The organism is Streptomyces sp. NBC_00019 (assembly GCF_045041015.1).
In the GTDB taxonomy this organism is placed as follows: domain Bacteria; phylum Actinomycetota; class Actinomycetes; order Streptomycetales; family Streptomycetaceae; genus Streptomyces.
This window is the reverse complement of record NZ_CP108302.1, coordinates 2,233,068-2,251,764: the sequence shown is the minus strand read 5'-3', so window position 1 is coordinate 2,251,764 and position 18,697 is coordinate 2,233,068. Positions and strand designations below refer to the sequence as shown.

General features: G+C 70.0%; 17 protein-coding genes. 16 read left to right on the top strand and 1 reads right to left on the bottom strand.

Going from position 1 to position 18,697, the window contains the following annotated elements; translation table 11 throughout:
• Positions 1–5 precede the first annotated feature (5 nt).
• The 3 genes from OHU89_RS10800 (at position 6) to rpsD (ending at position 3,009) form a co-directional block, all read left to right on the top strand.
• Positions 6–668, top strand: a complete 663-nt coding sequence (locus OHU89_RS10800) for a vitamin K epoxide reductase family protein (protein ID WP_405641986.1) — start codon at positions 6–8, stop codon at positions 666–668.
• Positions 669–724: 56 nt separating this feature from the next.
• Positions 725–2,080, top strand: coding sequence for a replication-associated recombination protein A (locus OHU89_RS10795; protein ID WP_405641984.1), 1,356 nt, complete (start codon positions 725–727; stop codon positions 2,078–2,080).
• Positions 2,081–2,394: 314 nt separating this feature from the next.
• Positions 2,395–3,009: a 30S ribosomal protein S4 gene (rpsD, locus tag OHU89_RS10790; protein ID WP_046260069.1), complete on the top strand. Its 615-nt coding sequence runs from the start codon at positions 2,395–2,397 to the stop codon at positions 3,007–3,009.
• Positions 3,010–3,039: 30 nt separating this feature from the next.
• Here rpsD and OHU89_RS10785 read toward each other — a convergent pair whose 3' ends face one another.
• Positions 3,040–5,175 (bottom strand): ATP-binding protein, encoded by a 2,136-nt coding sequence (locus OHU89_RS10785; protein WP_405641982.1) that lies wholly within the window; start codon positions 5,173–5,175, stop codon positions 3,040–3,042.
• A 160-nt stretch (positions 5,176–5,335) separates the two neighbouring features.
• On the opposite strand from OHU89_RS10785, the gene OHU89_RS10780 reads away from it, so the two are divergent.
• From OHU89_RS10780 to efp, 13 genes are all read left to right on the top strand, one after another.
• The gene (locus OHU89_RS10780; protein WP_266895014.1) at positions 5,336–5,770 is read left to right on the top strand and encodes a DUF948 domain-containing protein; all 435 of its coding nucleotides are present in this window, start codon (positions 5,336–5,338) and stop codon (positions 5,768–5,770) included.
• Positions 5,771–5,779: 9 nt separating this feature from the next.
• On the top strand, positions 5,780–6,139 hold the full coding sequence (locus OHU89_RS10775; RefSeq protein WP_046260066.1) for a hypothetical protein: 360 nt from the start codon (positions 5,780–5,782) through the stop codon (positions 6,137–6,139).
• Positions 6,139–8,811: an alanine--tRNA ligase gene (gene alaS, locus OHU89_RS10770; RefSeq protein ID WP_405641980.1), complete on the top strand. Its 2,673-nt coding sequence runs from the start codon at positions 6,139–6,141 to the stop codon at positions 8,809–8,811. The genes OHU89_RS10775 and alaS overlap by 1 nt, the downstream gene beginning before the upstream one ends.
• 2 nt (positions 8,812–8,813) lie before the next feature.
• Entirely contained in the window at positions 8,814–9,278 is a 465-nt protein-coding gene (gene ruvX / locus OHU89_RS10765) for a Holliday junction resolvase RuvX (protein WP_266899739.1), read from the top strand.
• A 122-nt stretch (positions 9,279–9,400) separates the two neighbouring features.
• Positions 9,401–11,107 (top strand): endolytic transglycosylase MltG, encoded by a 1,707-nt coding sequence (mltG, locus tag OHU89_RS10760; protein WP_405641978.1) that lies wholly within the window; start codon positions 9,401–9,403, stop codon positions 11,105–11,107.
• A gap of 505 nt (positions 11,108–11,612) precedes the next feature.
• Entirely contained in the window at positions 11,613–12,452 is an 840-nt protein-coding gene (locus tag OHU89_RS10755) for a shikimate dehydrogenase (protein WP_405641976.1), read from the top strand.
• Positions 12,453–12,499: 47 nt separating this feature from the next.
• Positions 12,500–12,850, top strand: a complete 351-nt coding sequence (locus tag OHU89_RS10750) for a hypothetical protein (RefSeq protein WP_405641975.1) — start codon at positions 12,500–12,502, stop codon at positions 12,848–12,850.
• Between the two features lie 175 nt (positions 12,851–13,025).
• A complete protein-coding gene (gene aroC, locus OHU89_RS10745; protein WP_405641973.1) occupies positions 13,026–14,210 on the top strand; it encodes a chorismate synthase in 1,185 nt (394 codons plus the stop codon).
• Positions 14,207–14,722: a shikimate kinase gene (locus OHU89_RS10740; RefSeq protein WP_405641971.1), complete on the top strand. Its 516-nt coding sequence runs from the start codon at positions 14,207–14,209 to the stop codon at positions 14,720–14,722. The genes aroC and OHU89_RS10740 overlap by 4 nt, the downstream gene beginning before the upstream one ends.
• Positions 14,719–15,810, top strand: a complete 1,092-nt coding sequence (aroB, locus tag OHU89_RS10735) for a 3-dehydroquinate synthase (RefSeq protein ID WP_405641970.1) — start codon at positions 14,719–14,721, stop codon at positions 15,808–15,810. Before OHU89_RS10740 ends, aroB begins: the two co-directional genes overlap by 4 nt.
• A gap of 164 nt (positions 15,811–15,974) precedes the next feature.
• Positions 15,975–16,817 (top strand): Pro-rich N-terminal domain-containing protein, encoded by an 843-nt coding sequence (locus tag OHU89_RS10730; protein ID WP_405641968.1) that lies wholly within the window; start codon positions 15,975–15,977, stop codon positions 16,815–16,817.
• Between the two features lie 153 nt (positions 16,818–16,970).
• Positions 16,971–18,077, top strand: coding sequence for an aminopeptidase P family protein (locus OHU89_RS10725; RefSeq protein WP_405641966.1), 1,107 nt, complete (start codon positions 16,971–16,973; stop codon positions 18,075–18,077).
• A 51-nt stretch (positions 18,078–18,128) separates the two neighbouring features.
• Positions 18,129–18,695 (top strand): elongation factor P, encoded by a 567-nt coding sequence (gene efp, locus OHU89_RS10720; RefSeq protein ID WP_020128856.1) that lies wholly within the window; start codon positions 18,129–18,131, stop codon positions 18,693–18,695.
• Positions 18,696–18,697 lie beyond the last annotated feature (2 nt).

Sequence of the window (18,697 nt, the reverse complement as noted above, 5' to 3'; positions counted from 1 at the left end):
GCGTGATGAGCAAGACCACAGTCAAAGACGTCTCCACCGAGCCCGAGCCCGAGCCGGAGCGGACGGCCGCTGAGCCACGGCTGGTGGGTGGCAGTCGTGCCTTCGCCATCATGCTGCTGCTCACCGGAGCGGCCGGCCTGCTCGCCGCGTGGGTCATCACGATCGACAAGTTCAAGCTGCTCGAGGCCAAGGTCGCGGGCACGAGCTACACCCCGGGTTGCAGTCTGAACCCCGTCGTCTCCTGCGGCAGCGTCATGGAGTCCAAGCAGGCCGCCGTCTTCGGGTTCCCCAACCCGGTGCTCGGCCTCGTCGCCTACGGCATCGTCATCGGCGTCGGCATGAGCCTGCTGGCCAGGGCCCGCTTCCCGCGCTGGTACTGGCTGACCTTCAACGCCGGCACCCTCTTCGGCGTCTCTTTCTGCGCCTGGCTGATGTTCCAGTCGCTGTACCGGATCAACGCGCTGTGCCTGTGGTGCTCCCTGGCCTGGGTCGCGACGATCATCATGTTCTGGTACGTGACCTCGTTCAACGTGCGCAACGGCTTCCTGCCCGCCCCGCGCTGGCTGAAGAGCTTCTTCGGCGAGTTCACCTGGGTGCTGCCGGTTCTGCACATCGGGATCATCGGCATGCTGATCCTGACGCGCTGGTGGGACTTCTGGACCAGCTGACCCGGCCTGCACAGGCGCCGGCGGGATTGTCAGTGCGGTGAATTAGGGTTCTTGACGTGGAGCCCGACCTGTTCACCGCAGCCGCCGAAGAGCGCCAGGAGAAGGACCCCGCCGCGAGTCCCCTGGCGGTGCGGATGCGCCCGCGCACCCTCGACGAGGTGGTGGGCCAGCAGCATCTGCTGAAGCCCGGCTCGCCCCTGCGCCGCTTGGTCGGCGAGGGCACGGGCGGCCCGGCGGGCCCGTCCTCGGTGATCCTGTGGGGTCCGCCCGGCACCGGCAAGACAACCCTCGCCTACGTCGTCTCCAAGGCCACCAACAAGCGCTTCGTCGAACTGTCGGCGATCACCGCGGGCGTCAAGGAGGTCCGCGCGGTCATCGAGGGAGCCCGCCGCGCCACCGGTGGGTACGGCAAGGAGACCGTCCTCTTCCTCGACGAGATCCACCGCTTCAGCAAGGCCCAGCAGGACTCCCTCCTCCCGGCCGTCGAGAACCGCTGGGTCACCCTGATCGCGGCGACCACCGAGAACCCGTACTTCTCGGTGATCTCCCCGCTGCTGTCCCGCTCGCTCCTGCTGACCCTCGAACCCCTCACGGACGACGATCTGCGCGGGCTGCTGCGAAGGGCGCTCGGCGACGAGCGCGGCCTCAAGGACGCCGTCACCCTTCCCGAGGACACCGAGGACCACCTCCTGCGGATCGCCGGTGGCGACGCCCGCCGGGCCCTGACGGCCCTCGAGGCCGCTGCCGGGGCCGCGCTCGACAAGGGCGAGGCGGAGGTCTCCCTCACCACGCTCGAGGAGACGGTCGACCGCGCGGCCGTGAAGTACGACCGCGACGGCGACCAGCACTACGACGTCGCCAGCGCCCTCATCAAGTCCATCCGGGGCTCGGATGTCGACGCCGCGCTGCACTACCTGGCCCGGATGATCGAGGCCGGCGAGGACCCCCGCTTCATCGCCCGCCGCCTGATGATCTCCGCCAGCGAGGACATCGGCCTGGCCGATCCCCAGGCCCTGCCGATCGCGGTCGCGGCCGCCCAGGCCGTCGCCATGATCGGCTTCCCCGAGGCCGCCCTGACCCTCAGCCACGCCACCATCGCCCTCGCGCTGGCCCCCAAGTCCAACGCCGCGACGATGGCGATCGGCGCCGCCATGGAGGACGTACGCAAGGGACTGGCCGGATCCGTGCCGCCCCACCTGCGCGACGGGCACTACAAGGGCGCCGCCAAGCTCGGCCACGCGCAGGGGTACGTGTATCCGCACGATCTGCCCGAGGGCATCGCCGAGCAGCAGTACGCCCCGGACGCCCTCAAGGACCGCGAGTACTACGCGCCGACCAGGCACGGCGCCGAGGCGCGGTACGCGGACGCGGTGGAGTGGACGAGGAACCACCTCGGTCGCAAGCGGTCCTGAGCGCCCTGTAGAATCCCTCGCAGTGCTGCGTCCTGTGCAGTCAGAACAGGACAGTCAGCCGGAGCCAGTCAGAGGACCCAGTCCTCGGATCGGCTCCAGGAGCGTCGCGCACCGTTCGATTGGTGTCGCGGGCAGCCCACCACCACTCGTCGTATGACGGGACCGGTCGGTGGGCCACTCGCGTGCTGCACGTATGTGCCCAGACCAGGGGAGCGGCTGCCCATCAGGCCCGGCAACGGACCCGGAGGGTTTCCCCGGCTGCGGATGCGACCTCCCTCAACCCTGACAAGCCGAACACTGAGAAATGAGAGATTGTGGCGAACCAGTCCCGCCCCAAGGTCAAGAAGTCGCGTGCCCTCGGCATCGCGCTGACCCCGAAGGCCGTCAAGTACTTCGAGGCCCGTCCCTACCCCCCGGGTGAGCACGGCCGTGGCCGCAAGCAGAACTCGGACTACAAGGTCCGTCTGCTCGAGAAGCAGCGGCTGCGTGCGCAGTACGACGTGTCCGAGCGCCAGCTCGTCCGCGCCTACGAGCGTGCCTCCAAGGTGCAGGGCAAGACCGGTGAGGCCCTGATCATCGAGCTCGAGCGCCGTCTCGACGCGCTGGTCCTGCGTTCGGGCATCGCCCGCACGATCTACCAGGCCCGCCAGATGGTCGTCCACGGCCACATCGAGGTCAACGGCGGCAAGGTCGACAAGCCGTCGTTCCGCGTCCGTCCCGACGACGTCGTGATGGTCCGCGAGCGCAGCCGCAGCAAGACGCTGTTCGAGGTATCCCGTGCCGGTGGGTTCGCCCCCGACGGCGAGACCCCGCGCTACCTCCAGGTGAACCTCGGCGCCCTGGCGTTCCGCCTGGACCGCGAGCCGAACCGCAAGGAGATCCCGGTGATCTGCGACGAGCAGCTCGTCGTCGAGTACTACGCCCGCTGATCACCAGCCGGACGTAGGACACGCACCACCTCAGCCCGCCGTCTCCCCACCCTTCCGGGTGGGCGAGGCGGCGGGTTGCTGCATGGCGACGCCACCCTGAGCGTGCCGAGCCGCTCCGCGCGGTGCGGGCAGTGCCTTTGGACTCCGCCCCAGCGCCCGGGCCACGGCCGCGTCCCGACCGAGCCGGCCCCCTGTCCGCACGCACTCCGCGTACCGCTCGCCGCCCAGGTTCTCGCGGGCCGTCGCCTCGCACAGCTCGTGCGGCGCGTTGTAGTAGGCGGAGCCGAACAGCGGCAGGCCCACCGAGGGCCACATCGAGGCGGCTGCGCCCTGCAGGACCGCGGCCTCCGCCGAGTCGCCCTGGGCCGCCGTGACCAGGGCCAGCAGTTCGATCGTCAGCACCGAGCCGAGCAGATCGTGAAAGGCGTGGGCGGCGCCGAGACAGTCGGTCAGCAGCGTGCGAGCCGCCGCCGGATCGCCCTCGCTCCAGGCCGCGTACGCCAGCACATACAGCGCATACGACCTGGTCCAGCCCTCGCCGTGGTCCTCGCAGACCCGACGGACGTCCTGGCACAGCCGCACCGCCTCCGGCAGGTCGCCCTGGAACGCCCGCGTCATCGCCAGCTCGACCTGACCCATCAGGACGTTGCTGTTGAGCTCGCCGATCTCCCGGTAACGCTCCAGCGCCGAGCGCAGCAGCGTCTCCGCGCGGGCCATGTCGTCGCTGACCAGGGCCAGACAGCCGGTGCGGTGCTCGGCGTACGCCACCGCCGTTGGGTTCGCGGAGCGCTCCGCCTCCTCCCGGCACTCGTGGAGCGCGGCCAGCGCCGGCACCGTGTCGCCCTGCAGGATCGCGACGTAGCCGAGCACCCACAGGGCCTTGAGCCGGGACAGTTCGTTGTCGGACTCCAGCCGCACGGCCTGCTCCACCCAGTGCCGCCCCTCCGACAGCCGTCCGCAGCCGACCCAGTAGAACCAGAGCGAACCCGCCAGGTACTGGCCCAGATGCGCCTCGTCCGGATCGCCGAGGCAGTGCTCCAGAGCGCTGCGCAGATTCGGCAGCTCCGCGTCGATGCGGGCGGCCACCTCGGCCTGCCGCGGGGAGAACCAGTCCAGCTCGCACCAGGTCGCCAGGCCCAGATACCAGTCGCGGTGCCGTCGCCGCAGCCGCTCCGCGTCCCCGGTCGCCTCCAGCCACTCGGCGCCGTACGCCCGGACCGTGTCCAGCATCCGGTAGCGCACACCCGTCGCGGTCTCCTCCCGGCCGACCACGGACTCAGTGAGCAGCTCCGTCAGCACGTCGAGAACGTCCTGCTCGGCCAGCCCGTTTCCGCTGCACACGTACTCCACGGCCTCCAGGTCGAACGGCCCGGCGAACACCGAGAGGCGTGACCACAGCAGCCGCTCCCGCGGCGTGCACAGCTCATGGCTCCAGCCGATCGCCGTACGCAGCGTCCGATGCCGGGGCAGAGTGTCCCGCCCACCGCCGGTCAGCAGCCGGAACCGGTCGTCGAGCCGCTCCAGCAACTGACCGGGGGACAGGGCCCGCAGCCGCCCGGCGGCCAGTTCGACGGCGAGCGGGATGCCGTCGAGGCGCCGGCACAGTTCCCGTACGTCGGGATCGGCGGCGACGGACACGCCCTGCCGGCCCGCCCGGTCCACGAAGAGCTCCACGGCCTCGGCCTCGGCGAGCGGCTCCAGCGCGAACACCCGCTCGCCCGCCACGGACAGCGGACGGCGGCCCACGGCGAGCACCCTGAGCCCCGGCGCCCGGTGCAGCAGATCGGTCACCAGCTCGGCGCAGACGTCCACCAGGTGCTCGAACCCGTCGAGAACCAGCAGGAGTTCACGCCCAGGCCGCGCCAGGTGCGCGAGCAGGATCTCGCGCGGCAGCCGTGTGGTGTGGTCGGCCAGCCCCAGCGCCTCCACGACCGCGAAGTCGACGAACTCCGGATCGCGCACCGACGCCAGCTCGACCCGCCACGCCCCGTCCCGCAGCGCCGCCCGTGCCGCCAGCCGGGACTTGCCGATGCCGCCGGCGCCGGTCACGGTCACCAGCCGAGAGCTCTCCAGAGCCAGCGAGAGTGCGGCGAGTTCGGCCGAGCGGCCCACGAACGCGTCCAGTTCGAGGGGGAGGTTGCCGTCGCAGAGCCGATCGTCACGCATGGAACACGGAGCGTACTGAAGCGTGTTCGGTCCGTACAATCGCCCCGTGCGACGCGGCCCTCGCGCGCACGGTAATCCGGTGCTGAGGCCCGCCCGCGGCGCGATAGGCTCACCGCACGACTTTTTCGATGTTCAGGCACGTACAGGGAGCGGGTGCGCGGTGTCCGGTGGCGAGGTGGCCGGGATCCTGGTGGCCGTCTTCTGGGCGATCCTGGTCTCCTTCCTCGCCGTCGCGCTGGCGAGGCTGGCCCAGACGCTCAGGGCGACCACCAAGCTGGTGGCGGACGTGACCGACCAGGCCGTCCCGCTCCTGGCGGACGCCTCCTCGGCGGTCCGCTCCGCGCAGACCCAGATCGACCGGGTGGACGCGATCGCCTCGGACGTCCAGGAGGTCACCTCCAACGCCTCCGCGCTGTCCACCACCGTCGCCTCCACCTTCGGCGGCCCCCTGGTCAAGGTCGCGGCCTTCGGGTACGGCGTGCGCAGGGCGATCAGCGGCCGCAAGGACGACGTGCCCGCCGAGGCACCCCGGCGTACCGTGATCGTGGGCCGCACCGTTCCGGCGTCACGACGGAGCAAGCGGAAGAAGGACTGAGACCTAGCGATGTTCCGCCGTACGTTCTGGTTCAGCACGGGCGTCGCCGCCGGTGTGTGGGCCACCACCAAGGTCAACCGCAAGCTGAGGCAGCTGACCCCCGAGAGCCTCGCCGCGACCGCGGCGAACAAGGCGCTCGAGGCCGGTCACCGCATCAAGGACCGCGCGGTGGGCTTCGCGCTCGACGTCCGCGACAACATGGCCCAGCGCGAGGAAGAACTGGGTGACGCACTCGGGCTGAACGCCCCGGTCGACCCCGAACTCCCCGCACCCCGGCGGCACGCCGCCATCGAGAACCGCAACAACCCGAAGTACGTCGAGGGATCGACGTACCGGACGTACCCGTACAACCGAAACGAGGACCACTGATGGAGTCGGCCGAGATCCGCCGCCGCTGGCTGAGCTTCTACGAGGAGCGCGGTCACACCGTCGTCCCTTCGGCGTCGCTCATCGCGGACGACCCGACTCTGCTCCTGGTCCCCGCCGGCATGGTCCCCTTCAAGCCCTACTTCCTCGGTGAGGTCAAGCCGCCATGGGCGCGCGCGACCAGCGTGCAGAAGTGCGTGCGCACGCCCGACATCGAAGAGGTCGGCAAGACCACCCGACACGGCACGTTCTTCCAGATGTGCGGCAACTTCTCCTTCGGCGACTACTTCAAGGAAGGCGCCATCAAGTACGCCTGGGAGCTGCTCACCAGCCCCCAGGACAAGGGTGGTTACGGCCTGGAGCCGGAGAAACTCTGGATCACCGTCTACCTCGAGGACGACGAGGCCGAGCGCATCTGGCACGAGGTCGTCGGGGTGCCGAAGGAGCGCATCCAGCGCCTCGGCATGAAGGACAACTACTGGTCCATGGGCGTCCCCGGACCCTGTGGCCCCTGTTCCGAGATCAACTACGACCGCGGCCCCGAGTTCGGCGTCGAGGGCGGCCCCGCCGTCAACGACGAGCGGTACGTGGAGATCTGGAACCTCGTCTTCATGCAGTACGAGCGTGGCGAGGGCATCGGCAAGGACAACTTCGAGATCCTCGGCGAGCTCCCCAGCAAGAACATCGACACGGGCCTCGGCCTCGAGCGACTCGCGATGATTCTGCAGGGCGTGCAGAACATGTACGAGATCGACACCTCCATGGCCGTCATCAAGAAGGCCACCGAGCTGACCGGCGTGGCCTACGGCGACGCCCACGACTCGGACGTCTCCCTGCGCGTGGTCACCGACCACATGCGGACGTCCGTGATGCTCATCGGCGACGGCGTGACCCCCGGCAACGAGGGCCGCGGTTACGTCCTGCGCCGCATCATGCGCCGCGCCATCCGCAACATGCGCCTCCTCGGTGCCACGGGTCTGGTTGTCAAGGACCTGATCGACGTGGTGATCGAGATGATGGGCCAGCAGTACCCGGAGCTCGTCTCCGACCGCGAGCGCATCGAGAAGGTCGCCCTGGCCGAGGAGAACGCCTTCGTCAAGACGCTGAAGGCCGGCACCAACATCCTCGACACCGCCGTCACCGAGACCAAGGCCTCCGGTGGCAGGGTCCTCGCCGGCGACAAGGCGTTCCTGCTCCACGACACCTGGGGCTTCCCGATCGACCTCACCCTCGAGATGGCCGCCGAGCAGGGGCTGTCCGTGGACGAGGACGGCTTCCGCCGTCTGATGAAGGAGCAGCGGGAGCGCGCCAAGGCCGACGCGCAGGCCAAGAAGACCGGCCACGCCGGCGCCGGCGCCTACCGCGCGATCGCGGACAAGGCCGGCGAGACCGAGTTCATCGGCTACGCGGACACCGAGAGCGAGTCCACGATCGTCGGCATCCTCGTCGACGGCGCCTCCTCCCCGGCCGCCACCGAGGGCGACGAGGTCGAGATCGTCCTCGACCGCACCCCGTTCTACGCCGAGGGCGGCGGCCAGATCGGTGACACCGGCAAGATCAAGGTCGACTCCGGTGCCGTCATCGAGATCCGCGACTGTCAGAAGCCGGTCCCGGGGGTGTACGTCCACAAGGGCGTCGTGCAGTTCGGCGAGGTCACCGTCGGTGCCAAGGCCCAGGCCTCGATCGACTTCCGCCGCCGCACGGCCATCGCCCGCGCCCACTCGGCCACCCACCTCACCCACCAGGCCCTGCGCGACGCGCTCGGCCCGACGGCCGCCCAGGCCGGTTCCGAGAACCAGCCCGGCCGTTTCCGCTTCGACTTCGGCTCCCCGTCCGCCGTTCCCACGGCCGTGATGACCGACGTCGAGCAGAAGATCAACGAGGTGCTCGCCCGCGACCTCGATGTGCACGCCGAGATCCTGAGCCTCGACGAGGCCAAGAAGCAGGGCGCCATCGCCGAGTTCGGCGAGAAGTACGGCGAGCGCGTCCGCGTCGTCACCATCGGCGACTTCTCCAAGGAGCTGTGCGGCGGCACCCACGTGCACAACACCTCGCAGCTCGGCCTGGTCAAGCTGCTCGGTGAGTCGTCGATCGGCTCGGGTGTGCGCCGTATCGAGGCCCTCGTCGGCGTCGACGCCTACAACTTCCTCGCCCGTGAGCACACCGTCGTCGCCCAGCTCCAGGAGCTGATCAAGGGGCGCCCGGAGGAGCTCCCGGAGAAGGTCTCCGCCATGCTCGGCAAGCTGAAGGACGCCGAGAAGGAGATCGAGAAGTTCCGCGCCGAGAAGGTCCTGCAGGCCGCGGGCGGTCTCGCCGAGTCCGCCAAGGACATCCGCGGTATCGCCCTCGTCACCGGTCAGGTCCCGGACGGCACCACCGCCGACGACCTGCGCAAGCTGGTCCTCGACGTACGCGGCCGCATCCAGGGCGGCCGGGCCGCGGTCGTGGCGCTGTTCACCACGGTCAACGGCAAGCCGCTCACGGTCATCGCCACCAACGAGGCCGCCCGTGAGCGTGGCCTCAAGGCCGGCGACCTGGTCCGTACGGCCGCCAAGACCCTCGGTGGCGGCGGTGGCGGCAAGCCGGACGTCGCCCAGGGCGGCGGCCAGAACGCGGCCGCGATCGGCGAGGCCGTCGAGGCCGTCGAGCGTCTGGTCACGGACACCGCGAAGTGACGATGCGCAGAGGCCGCCGACTCGCCATCGACGTCGGGGACGCCCGGATCGGGGTCGCCTCGTGCGACCCCGACGGGATCCTCGCCACTCCGGTGGAGACGGTCCCCGGCCGGGATGTCCCGGCCGCCCATCGAAGGCTGAAGCAGATCGTCGAGGAGTACGAGCCGATCGAGGTCGTGGTCGGACTCCCTCGCTCCCTCAAGGGGGGCGAGGGCCCGGCCGCGGTCAAGGTCAGGGCCTTCGCCCAGGAGTTCGCCAAGGGCATCGCGCCGATACCGATTCGCCTGGTCGACGAGCGGATGACGACCGTGACGGCCAGCCAGGGACTGCGCGCCTCGGGCGTGAAATCCAAGAAGGGCCGCTCCGTCATCGACCAGGCCGCCGCTGTGATCATCCTCCAGCAGGCGCTCGAATCCGAACGGGTGTCAGGTAAAGCACCCGGAGAGAGCGTCGAAGTGGTCATCTGATCGCGATACGGTAACGTTCCGCGCGACTGCGGCGCTGTTCGAACAGATGCCGCACAGAGAGAGGCGGAACTGATGCCGGGCCACAAGCCGCGCGACCGCCGCCTCGCGGCTCTAGGGGATCGATGACTGAGTATGGCCGGGGCCAGGAAGGCTCCGAACCGTGGCATCCGCAGGACCCGTATTACGGGGACGGCGGATGGGAAGGGCAGCAGGGCCACGTCGGCCATCAAGCTGCCTACGGCGGCCAGCCGCAGCACTATCCGCAGCAGCCGCAGCAGCAGTCGGAGTACGGCGACTGGGGCACGGGCCAGCAGGGCGATTACGGTCAGGCGCAGCAGCAGTACCCGCAGCAGTACGACCAGCAGCAGTACGACCCGAACCAGAATTACGACCAGCAGCAGTACACGCCGCAGCAGCACCAGCAGCAGTACGACAACAACGGCTGGGGCACCGGGACGCACACGCACGTCCAGTACACGGACCCGTCGGACCCCTACGGTCAGCAGGCCGCCGCGTACGGCACCGGGGAGCAGCCGGACTACTACGGCGCCCCCGACGCCTACCCGCCGCCGGAGCCGCCGAGTCGCCGCCGCACCGAGCCGGAACCGCAGCGGGCGGACTGGGATCCCGGCCCCGACCAGGGCGAACACGCCTTCTTCGCGGGCGGCGGTGACGACGAGGACGATGCCGAGGACACCGACGAGGGCGGACGCGGCGACCGCAGGGGCCGCGGCGGCAAGAAACCGAAGAAGCGGCGCAGTGGGTGCGCCTGCCTGGTGGTCCTGCTGGTGTTCGGCGGCGGAGTCGGCGGAGTCGGATATTTCGGCTACCAGTTCTACCAGGATCGTTTCTCCTCGGCTCCGGACTTCGCGGGCGACGGAACGAGTGCGACGGTGGCCGTCAGCGTCCCGAAGGGTGCCAACGGCGCGGAGATCGGGCGGCTCCTCGAGAAGGCCGGCGTCGTGAAGAGCGTGGACGCGTTCGTGTCCGCGTTCACCCAGAACGACAACTCGGGCAGCATCCAGGCCGGCTCCTACCTCCTGAACAAGGAGATGTCCGCCGAGAGCGCCGTGGCGCTGATGCTCGACCCCAAGAGCAAGAACAACCTGATCGTCACCGAGGGCCAGCGCAATTCAAAGGTCTACGAGGCGATCGACAAGCGCCTCGACCTCGACAAGGGCACCACGGCGAAGGTCGCGAAGCAGAAGTACAAGGAGTTCGGGCTCCCCGACTGGGCGCTCGGCCACTCCGAACTGAAGGACCCGCTCGAAGGGTTCCTCTACCCCTCCGCCTACGCGGCCAGCAAGGGGCAGAAGCCGGAGACCGTCCTCAAGGAGATGGTCTCCCGGGCGAACGACACGTACGAGGCCCTCGGCCTGGAGAAGAAGGCCGAGGGCCTGGGCCTCGACGGTCCCTGGGAGCTGCTCACCGTGGCGAGTCTCGCGCAGGCCGAGGGCACCAGCCACGACGACTTCCGCAAGATGGCCGAGGTCGTCTACAACCGGCTCAAGCCCGGGAACCCGCAGACGTACGGCTCCCTGGAGTTCGACTCCACGTACAACTACGTCAAGAACCAGAGCAAGATCGACCTGACGATCGCCGAGCTGAAGCAGTACAACAACCCGTACAACACGTACTACGTCAAGGGACTGCCCCCCGGGCCCATCGACAACCCCGGTGCGGAGGCCCTCAAGGGAGCGCTCAACCCGACGAAGCAGGGCTGGTACTACTTCATCTCGCTGGACGGCAAGACCAGCAAGTTCACCAAGACGCTCGCGGAGCACGACAAGCTGGTCCAGCAGTTCAACGCGTCGAGGAACGAGGACTGACAACGGTCGGGCCCCGCGGCGGAAGTCCGCCCTGGGGCCCGACCGTTCGGCCGATCCGTCAGCCGCACCAGCACAGCGGGCTCGTGTACGTGTCGGTGTACGGAGACGAAGAGCTCCACCAGCGGGTCGACTCCATGTACTGGACGCACTTGCCCGCGGCCTTCACGCGCACGGGACCGGCGTAGGAGTTGTAGAGCAGGTAGACGATCGCCTGTGGACCGCCCGTCTCCAGGTAGAGGCCCAGTTCGTGGGAGGACTGGTGCCCAGGGCGGCGCAGATCGCCACGACCGCTCTCAGAACGTGTCTCATGGTGGTGTGGGGTGTCCTCACCGACAAAGGATCAAGACGCGAGGGACGATACGATCCCGAAGGGTCGTCAGACAGCGGGTTTCCGGATGCCGAGTGGCGATTTCCGGATAATTGTTCGACTGAGGGCCGATGTCGGGACACGGACCGAATCCGCAGGCGCCGCAGGGCGGATTCGCGAGGCTCAAGGACAGGTTCAATGACAGCTCGGGCCACTGACGCCCGCCGGGCCGCCGTGCTCGGTTCGCCCATCGACCATTCCCTCTCGCCGGTGCTGCACCGCGCCGCGTACGAGAAGCTGGGGCTTACGGACTGGTCGTACGACCGGTTCGACGTCGATGAGGCCGCGCTGCCCGGGTTCGTCGCGGAACTGGGGCCTGAGTGGGCCGGGCTGTCGCTGACCATGCCGCTGAAGCGGGCCGTCATCCCGCTGCTCGACGAGGTCAGCGAGACCGCCGCCTCGGTCGAGGCGGTCAACACCCTCGTGTTCACCGAGGACGGCCGCCGCGTCGGCGACAACACCGACATCCCCGGGATGGTCGCCGCCCTGCGTGAGCACGGCATCGAGCAGGTGGACTCCGCCGCGATCCTCGGCGCGGGCGCCACCGCGTCCTCCGCGCTGGCCGCGCTGGCCCGCGTCTGCACCGGTGAGGTCGTCGTCTACGTCCGCAGCGAGGCCCGGGCCGCCGAGATGCGGCAGTGGGGCGAACGTCTCGACGTCGAGGTGCGTACCGAGGACTGGACCGACGCCGCCGACGCGCTGCACCACCCCCTGGTGATCGCCACCACCCCGGCCGGCACGACGGACGCCCTGGCCGCCGCCGTACCCGAGCGGCCCACCACCCTCTTCGACGTGCTCTACGAGCCATGGCCCACTGAGCTCGCGGCCCGCTGGTCCATGTTCGGCGGCGCCGTGGTCGGTGGACTCGACCTGCTGGTGCACCAGGCGGTGCTGCAGGTCGAGCAGATGACGGGCTGTGCCCGGGCCCCGCTGGCGGCCATGCGAAAAGCGGGCGAGCACGCGCTGTCCGGCCGCTAGGATCCTGCGGGTTCCGCAGGGGGCGGAACCGGGAGGGGAGCACAGACGTGTCCGCAGGCATGCAGCTGGCATCTGGCAAGAGCGAGATATTCGAGGCCGTACTGAAGTTCATGCCCGACTGGGTGCAGATCACGGTGATCGCCCTGGTCGTGCTCGTGGTGCTCGTGTCCTGGGGCGTCAAGCTCAAGCGCAAGATCGACTACCGGCGTGCCGTGCGCAACGGGCAGCCGGTCCACGCGGCGGCGCAGTACGGGCAGCGCAGCGGCGCCGACTATCTCGGTGCGTACGCGCCCCAGCAGCCGCCTGCCCCGCCTCAGCCGGCGCCCGTCCAGCAGAGCGGTGCCGACTTCCTGGGGGCCTACGCGCCGCAGAACCGGCAGGGGAACGGTTCAGTCTGAGCCGTTCCGGTGTGCATCCGTCCGTCCGCCTGATGGACCAGCGGCGGGAGGAGCGTGCCGGGCATGGGAGGATCGAAGGTGGCGGGCCGGGGCCGCGCACCCGGTCGCGCCATTGCCGTACGCGAGGACGCGTGTACGCAGGGCAGTACGAGGGCGCGAGCACTGAGGAGCACCGTTGAGCAGGTTGCGCTGGCTGACCGCGGGGGAGTCCCACGGTCCCGCACTCGTGGCGACGCTGGAGGGCCTTCCCGCCGGTGTGCCGATCACCACGGAGATGGTGGCGGATCACCTGGCCCGGCGCCGGCTCGGTTATGGCCGCGGTGCGCGGATGAAGTTCGAGCAGGACCAGGTCACCTTCCTCGGCGGCGTCCGGCACGGTCTCACTCTCGGCTCGCCGGTCGCGATCATGGTGGGTAACACCGAGTGGCCCAAGTGGGAGCAGGTCATGGCTCCCGACCCCGTCGACCCGGAGATCCTGGCCGGACTCGCGCGCAACGCCCCGCTGACCCGGCCGCGGCCCGGCCACGCCGACCTGGCGGGCATGCAGAAGTACGGCTTCGACGAGGCCCGCCCGATCCTGGAGCGTGCCTCCGCCCGCGAGACCGCGGCGCGTGTGGCGCTGGGCGCGGTGGCCCGGTCCTACCTCAAGGAGACGGCCGGTATCGAGATCGTCTCGCACGTCGTGGAGCTGTGCTCCGTGAAGGCCCCGCAGGGTGTGTACCCCACGCCGGCCGACGTCGAGAAGCTGGACGCCGACCCGCTGCGCTGCCTCGACGCGGATGCGTCGAAGGCGATGGTCGCCGAGGTGGACCAGGCTCACAAGGACGGCGACACCCTCGGTGGTGTGGTCGAGATCCTGGCCTACGGCGTCCCGGTGGGCCTTGGCTCGCATGTGCACTGGGACCGCAAGCTGGACGCCCGTCTGGCCGGTGCGCTCATGGGGATCCAGGCCATCAAGGGCGTCGAGCTCGGTGACGGTTTCGAGCTGGCGCGGGTGCCCGGCTCCCAGGCGCACGACGAGATCGTCAACACGCCCGAGGGCATCCGCCGCGTCTCCGGCCGCTCCGGCGGCACCGAGGGCGGTCTGAGCACGGGCGAGCTGCTGCGCGTACGTGCCGCGATGAAGCCGATCGCGACCGTCCCGCGCGCCCTGCAGACCGTGGACGTCACCACCGGCGAGGCCGCCCAGGCCCACCACCAGCGCTCCGACGTCTCCGCGGTGCCCGCCGCGGGCATCGTCGCCGAGGCCATGGTCGCCCTGGTCCTCGCGGACGCCGTGGCGGAGAAGTTCGGCGGCGACTCGGTGCCCGAGACCCGTCGGAACGTCCGGTCGTACCTCGAGAACCTGGCCATCCGATGACCCGTCCGCAGGTGGTGCTGGTCGGCCCGATGGGCGTGGGCAAGTCCACCGTCGGACAGCTGCTGGCCGCACGGCTGGGTGTCGGCTACCGGGACACCGACGACGACATCGTCGCCGCGCAGGGCCGGACCATCGCCGAGATCTTCGTCGACGAGGGCGAGCCGGTCTTCCGGGCGATCGAGAAGGCCGCCGTGCGCCGGGCGCTCGCCGAGCACGACGGTGTTCTCGCCCTGGGCGGCGGCTCGATCCTGGACGCGGACACACGGGCGCTCCTGGCCGGGGAGCGGGTCGTCTACCTCTCGATGGACGTCGAGGAGGCGGTCCAGCGCACCGGCCTGAACGCTGCCCGTCCGCTGCTCGCGGTCAATCCGCGCAAGCAGTGGCGCGAGCTGATGGAGGCACGGCGGCACCTGTATGAGGGGGTCGCCACGGCGGTGGTCGCCACGGACGGCCGTACGCCCGAAGAAGTCACCCAAGCCGCCCTGGACGCACTGGAGTTGAAGGAAGCATGAGCGAGGCAGCGACGCGGATCCAGGTCGGCGGCACCGCGGGCAGTGAGCCGTACGAGGTCCTGGTGGGCCGTCAGCTCCTGGGTGAGCTCGGTGCGTTGATCGGTCCCAGGGCCATGCGGGTCGCGGTCGTCCATCCCGAGGCGCTCGCCGAGACCGGTGAGGCGCTGCGGGCCGACCTTGCCGAGCAGGGCTTCGAGACGGTCGCCATCCAGGTGCCCAACGCCGAGGAGGCCAAGACCGCCGAGGTCGCCGCCTACTGCTGGAAGGCGCTGGGCCAGTCCGGCTTCACCCGTACCGACGTCGTCGTGGGCGTCGGCGGCGGCTCGACCACCGACCTGGCCGGTTTCGTGGCCGCGACCTGGCTGCGCGGCGTGCGCTGGATCGCGATCCCCACCACCGTCCTGGCGATGGTGGACGCGGCCGTCGGCGGCAAGACCGGCATCAACACCGCCGAGGGCAAGAACCTCGTCGGTGCCTTCCACCCGCCGGCCGGTGTGCTGTGCGACCTGGCCGCGCTGGACTCCCTGCCGGTCAACGACTACGTCTCCGGACTCGCCGAGATCATCAAGGCCGGTTTCATCGCCGATCCGGTGATCCTGGACCTCATCGAGTCCGACCCCGAGGCCGCGCGCACCCCGGCGGGCCCGCACACGTCCGAGCTGATCGAGCGTGCCATCCGGGTCAAGGCCGAGGTCGTCTCCGCGGACCTGAAGGAGTCGGGGCTGCGGGAGATCCTCAACTACGGTCACACGCTGGCCCATGCCATCGAGAAGAACGAGCGGTACAAGTGGCGGCACGGCGCCGCCGTCGCCGTGGGCATGCACTTCGCGGCCGAACTCGGCCGTGTCGCGGGCCGGTTGGACGACGCCACGGCGGACCGTCACCGCACGGTCCTGGAGTCGGTCGGCCTGCCGCTGCACTACCGCTACGACCAGTGGCCCAAGCTGCTCGAGAACATGAAGGTCGACAAGAAGTCCCGCGGCGACCTGCTGCGCTTCATCGTCCTGGACGGACTGGGCAAGCCCACCGTCCTGGAGGGCCCCGACCCGGCCGTGCTGCTCGCCGCGTACGGCGAGGTGGGCGAGTAGTCCGTACAGGAGCCATCCGTCCGATTTGCCTTACGGGCACGGGCACTTAGGGCCGTCCCCGGCCGTTCACCAAACGGCGGCCGGGGACGGTACCGTTCGGTAAGGAGCGGGGTTCGAACCCTGCTGCCAGCGCCAATTGCCTGTACGAGACGGAGTGGCACCGGATGCAGCACGCAGTGGGTTCTCCGCTGCCGCCGCCCCACCAGCCGGGGCACGGACCGGCCGTCGGCTGGTCGCCGGCCGCACACCACCCGGGTTCCCACCACCCGGGTGCGCACCAGGCTTCCGCCTCGGTGCCCCCACCGCCCCCGGCCCCGGGCTTCGCCCCACAGCCTCCCCACCCGCCGGTCCCTCCGCCCCCGGACACCACCGGCCATGTGCCGCTGCCCCCCGGCGGCCCCGTCGGATTCCCCGCGACCCCGCCCGCCACGGTCGCGCCCGACCCCGCCGGCACGACCCTCGCGGTGCTGCTGATCGGCCCGGCGGGCGCCGGCAAGACGAGCGTCGCCAAGTACTGGGCGGACCACCGCCGGGTTCCCACCGCCCACATCAGCCTCGACGACGTCCGCGAATGGGTCCGCTCGGGCTTCGCCGACCCTCAGTCCGGCTGGAACGACCACTCCGAGGCCCAGTACCGCCTCGCCCGCCGCACCTGCGGCTTCGCCGCCCGCAACTTCCTCGCCAACGGCATCTCCTGCATCCTCGACGACGCCGTCTTCCCCGACCGCCCGGTCGTGGGCCTCGGCGGCTGGAAGCGGCACGTGGGTCCGGGGCTGCTGCCGGTGGTCCTGCTGCCGGGCCTGGAGATCGTCCTGGAACGCAACGCGGAACGCTCCGGCAACCGCCGCCTCACCGACGAGGAGGTCGCCCGCATCCACGGCCGCATGGCGGGCTGGTACGGCTCGGGCCTGCCGATCATCGACAATTCACAGTTGGACGTACCGCAGACGGCGCAGGTGCTGGACGACGTACTGGCACGATCGATCGCAAGCCCCCCGAGCTGGTAATCAGGGGTGCCCGGACCCACCCAGGGGGCGCGGGGAACTGCGCGACCAGCCCCCACGCACCGTCGGTCGGCACACAACCTGTAGAGGCACCCCGTCCCCCGAACGGCACCCTCCCAACCGGCACAAACCAGACACGGCTCCTACGCTCGTGTCATGTCAGAGGTCTACGCGGCCCGCCGCACCAGGCTGAGGGAACGCTGCAACGCGGTCGGCAGCACGTCGGCCCTCATCTCCCGCCCCGCCAACGTGCGCTACCTCGCGGGCGCAGCCCCGCATGGCGCCGTCCTGCTCCTCGGCAAGACCGAGGACCTGCTGGTGTGCTCCGGCCCACCGGACGACCGTCCCTCGGACGGCCGCCCGGACGAGGCGCTGAGGTTGCACACACTCACCGGCGCCGGAGGCGATCCCGCCGTCGCGGCCGGTGACCTCGCCGCCGCTCAGGGCGGCGACTCCCTCGCGGTGGAGGAGCACCATCTCACCGTCGCCCGGCACAGAGCCCTCCGCTCGGTCGTCCCGCGCCTGCGGCTCAACGACCTCGGCGGAGCCGTCGAGCAGCTCCGGATCATCAAGGACGAGGAGGAGATCTCATGCCTCCGGATCGGCGCGGAGATCGCCGACCAGGCCCTGGGGGAGCTCCTGGAGTCCATCCTCGTCGGCCGCACCGAACGGCACCTGGCTCTGGAACTGGAACGGCGCCTCGTGGATCACGGCGCCGACGGCCCCGCTTTCCCCACCTCCGTCGCCACCGGCCCGAACTCCGGCCGACGGGCTCACCGCCCCACCGACCGCCGCGTCGAGGAAGGCGACTTTCTCTCCGTGTGCCTCGGGGCGACGTACCGTGGCTACCGCTGTGAGATCGGCCGTACGTTCGTGATCGGTACGTCGCCGGCGGACTGGCAGATCGAGCTGTACGACCTCGTCTTCGCTGCCCAGCGGGCCGGACGGGAGGCTCTCGCACCCGGCGCGGCCTACCGCGAAGTGGACCGTGCGGCACGGCAGGTACTGGACTCCGCGGGGTACGCGGAGGCCCTTCCGGTCCTGACCGGACACGGCGTGGGACTCGAAATCGACGAGGACCCGCAGCTGGCCCCCGCAGCCATGGGTAAACTGGACGCTTGCGTGCCGGTCACCGTCGAACCGGGGGTCCACCTCCCGGGCCGGGGCGGTGTCCGGATCGATGACACGCTCGTCGTACGCCCCGAGGCGGACGGCGGACCCGAGCTACTCACCATCACGACCAAGGAGCTGCTCGCCCTCTAGTCAGGTGCGTGCGCCGGGGTCGTCCACGTCAGTCCAGGAGATTCCGCAACCGTGGCTTCCACGAACGACCTCAAGAACGGCCTTGTGCTCAAGCTCGAAGGCGGCCAGCTCTGGTCCGTCGTCGAGTTCCAGCACGTCAAGCCCGGCAAGGGCCCGGCCTTCGTGCGCACCAAGCTCAAGAACGTGCTGTCCGGCAAGGTCGTCGACAAGACGTTCAACGCCGGCGTCAAGGTCGAGACGGCCACTGTCGACAAGCGCGACATGCAGTTCTCGTACATGGACGGCGAGTACTTCGTCTTCATGGACATGGAGACCTACGACCAGCTCATGGTCGACCGCAAGGCCGTCGGCGACGCCGCCAACTTCCTGATCGAGGGCTTCACGGCGACCGTCGCGCAGCACGAGGGCGAGGTGCTCTTCGTCGAGCTGCCGGCCGCCGTCGAGCTCGTCGTCCAGGAGACCGAGCCGGGCCTGCAGGGTGACCGCTCCACCGGTGGCACCAAGCCCGCCACCCTGGAGACCGGTCACCAGATCAACGTGCCGCTCTTCATCACCACCGGTGAGAAGATCAAGGTCGACACCCGCACGAGCGACTACCTCGGCCGGGTGAACAGCTAACC

Coding starts and splice junctions, on each gene's coding strand:
- OHU89_RS10800 (WP_405641986.1), top strand. CDS start 6: ATGAGCAAGACCACAGTCAAAGACGTCTCCACCGAGCCCGAGCCCGAG.
- OHU89_RS10785 (WP_405641982.1), bottom strand. CDS start 5,175: ATGCGTGACGATCGGCTCTGCGACGGCAACCTCCCCCTCGAACTGGAC.
- OHU89_RS10775 (WP_046260066.1), top strand. CDS start 5,780: ATGTTCCGCCGTACGTTCTGGTTCAGCACGGGCGTCGCCGCCGGTGTG.
- alaS (WP_405641980.1), top strand. CDS start 6,139: ATGGAGTCGGCCGAGATCCGCCGCCGCTGGCTGAGCTTCTACGAGGAG.
- ruvX (WP_266899739.1), top strand. CDS start 8,814: ATGCGCAGAGGCCGCCGACTCGCCATCGACGTCGGGGACGCCCGGATC.
- mltG (WP_405641978.1), top strand. CDS start 9,401: ATGACTGAGTATGGCCGGGGCCAGGAAGGCTCCGAACCGTGGCATCCG.
- OHU89_RS10755 (WP_405641976.1), top strand. CDS start 11,613: ATGACAGCTCGGGCCACTGACGCCCGCCGGGCCGCCGTGCTCGGTTCG.
- OHU89_RS10740 (WP_405641971.1), top strand. CDS start 14,207: ATGACCCGTCCGCAGGTGGTGCTGGTCGGCCCGATGGGCGTGGGCAAG.
- aroB (WP_405641970.1), top strand. CDS start 14,719: ATGAGCGAGGCAGCGACGCGGATCCAGGTCGGCGGCACCGCGGGCAGT.
- OHU89_RS10730 (WP_405641968.1), top strand. CDS start 15,975: ATGCAGCACGCAGTGGGTTCTCCGCTGCCGCCGCCCCACCAGCCGGGG.
- OHU89_RS10725 (WP_405641966.1), top strand. CDS start 16,971: ATGTCAGAGGTCTACGCGGCCCGCCGCACCAGGCTGAGGGAACGCTGC.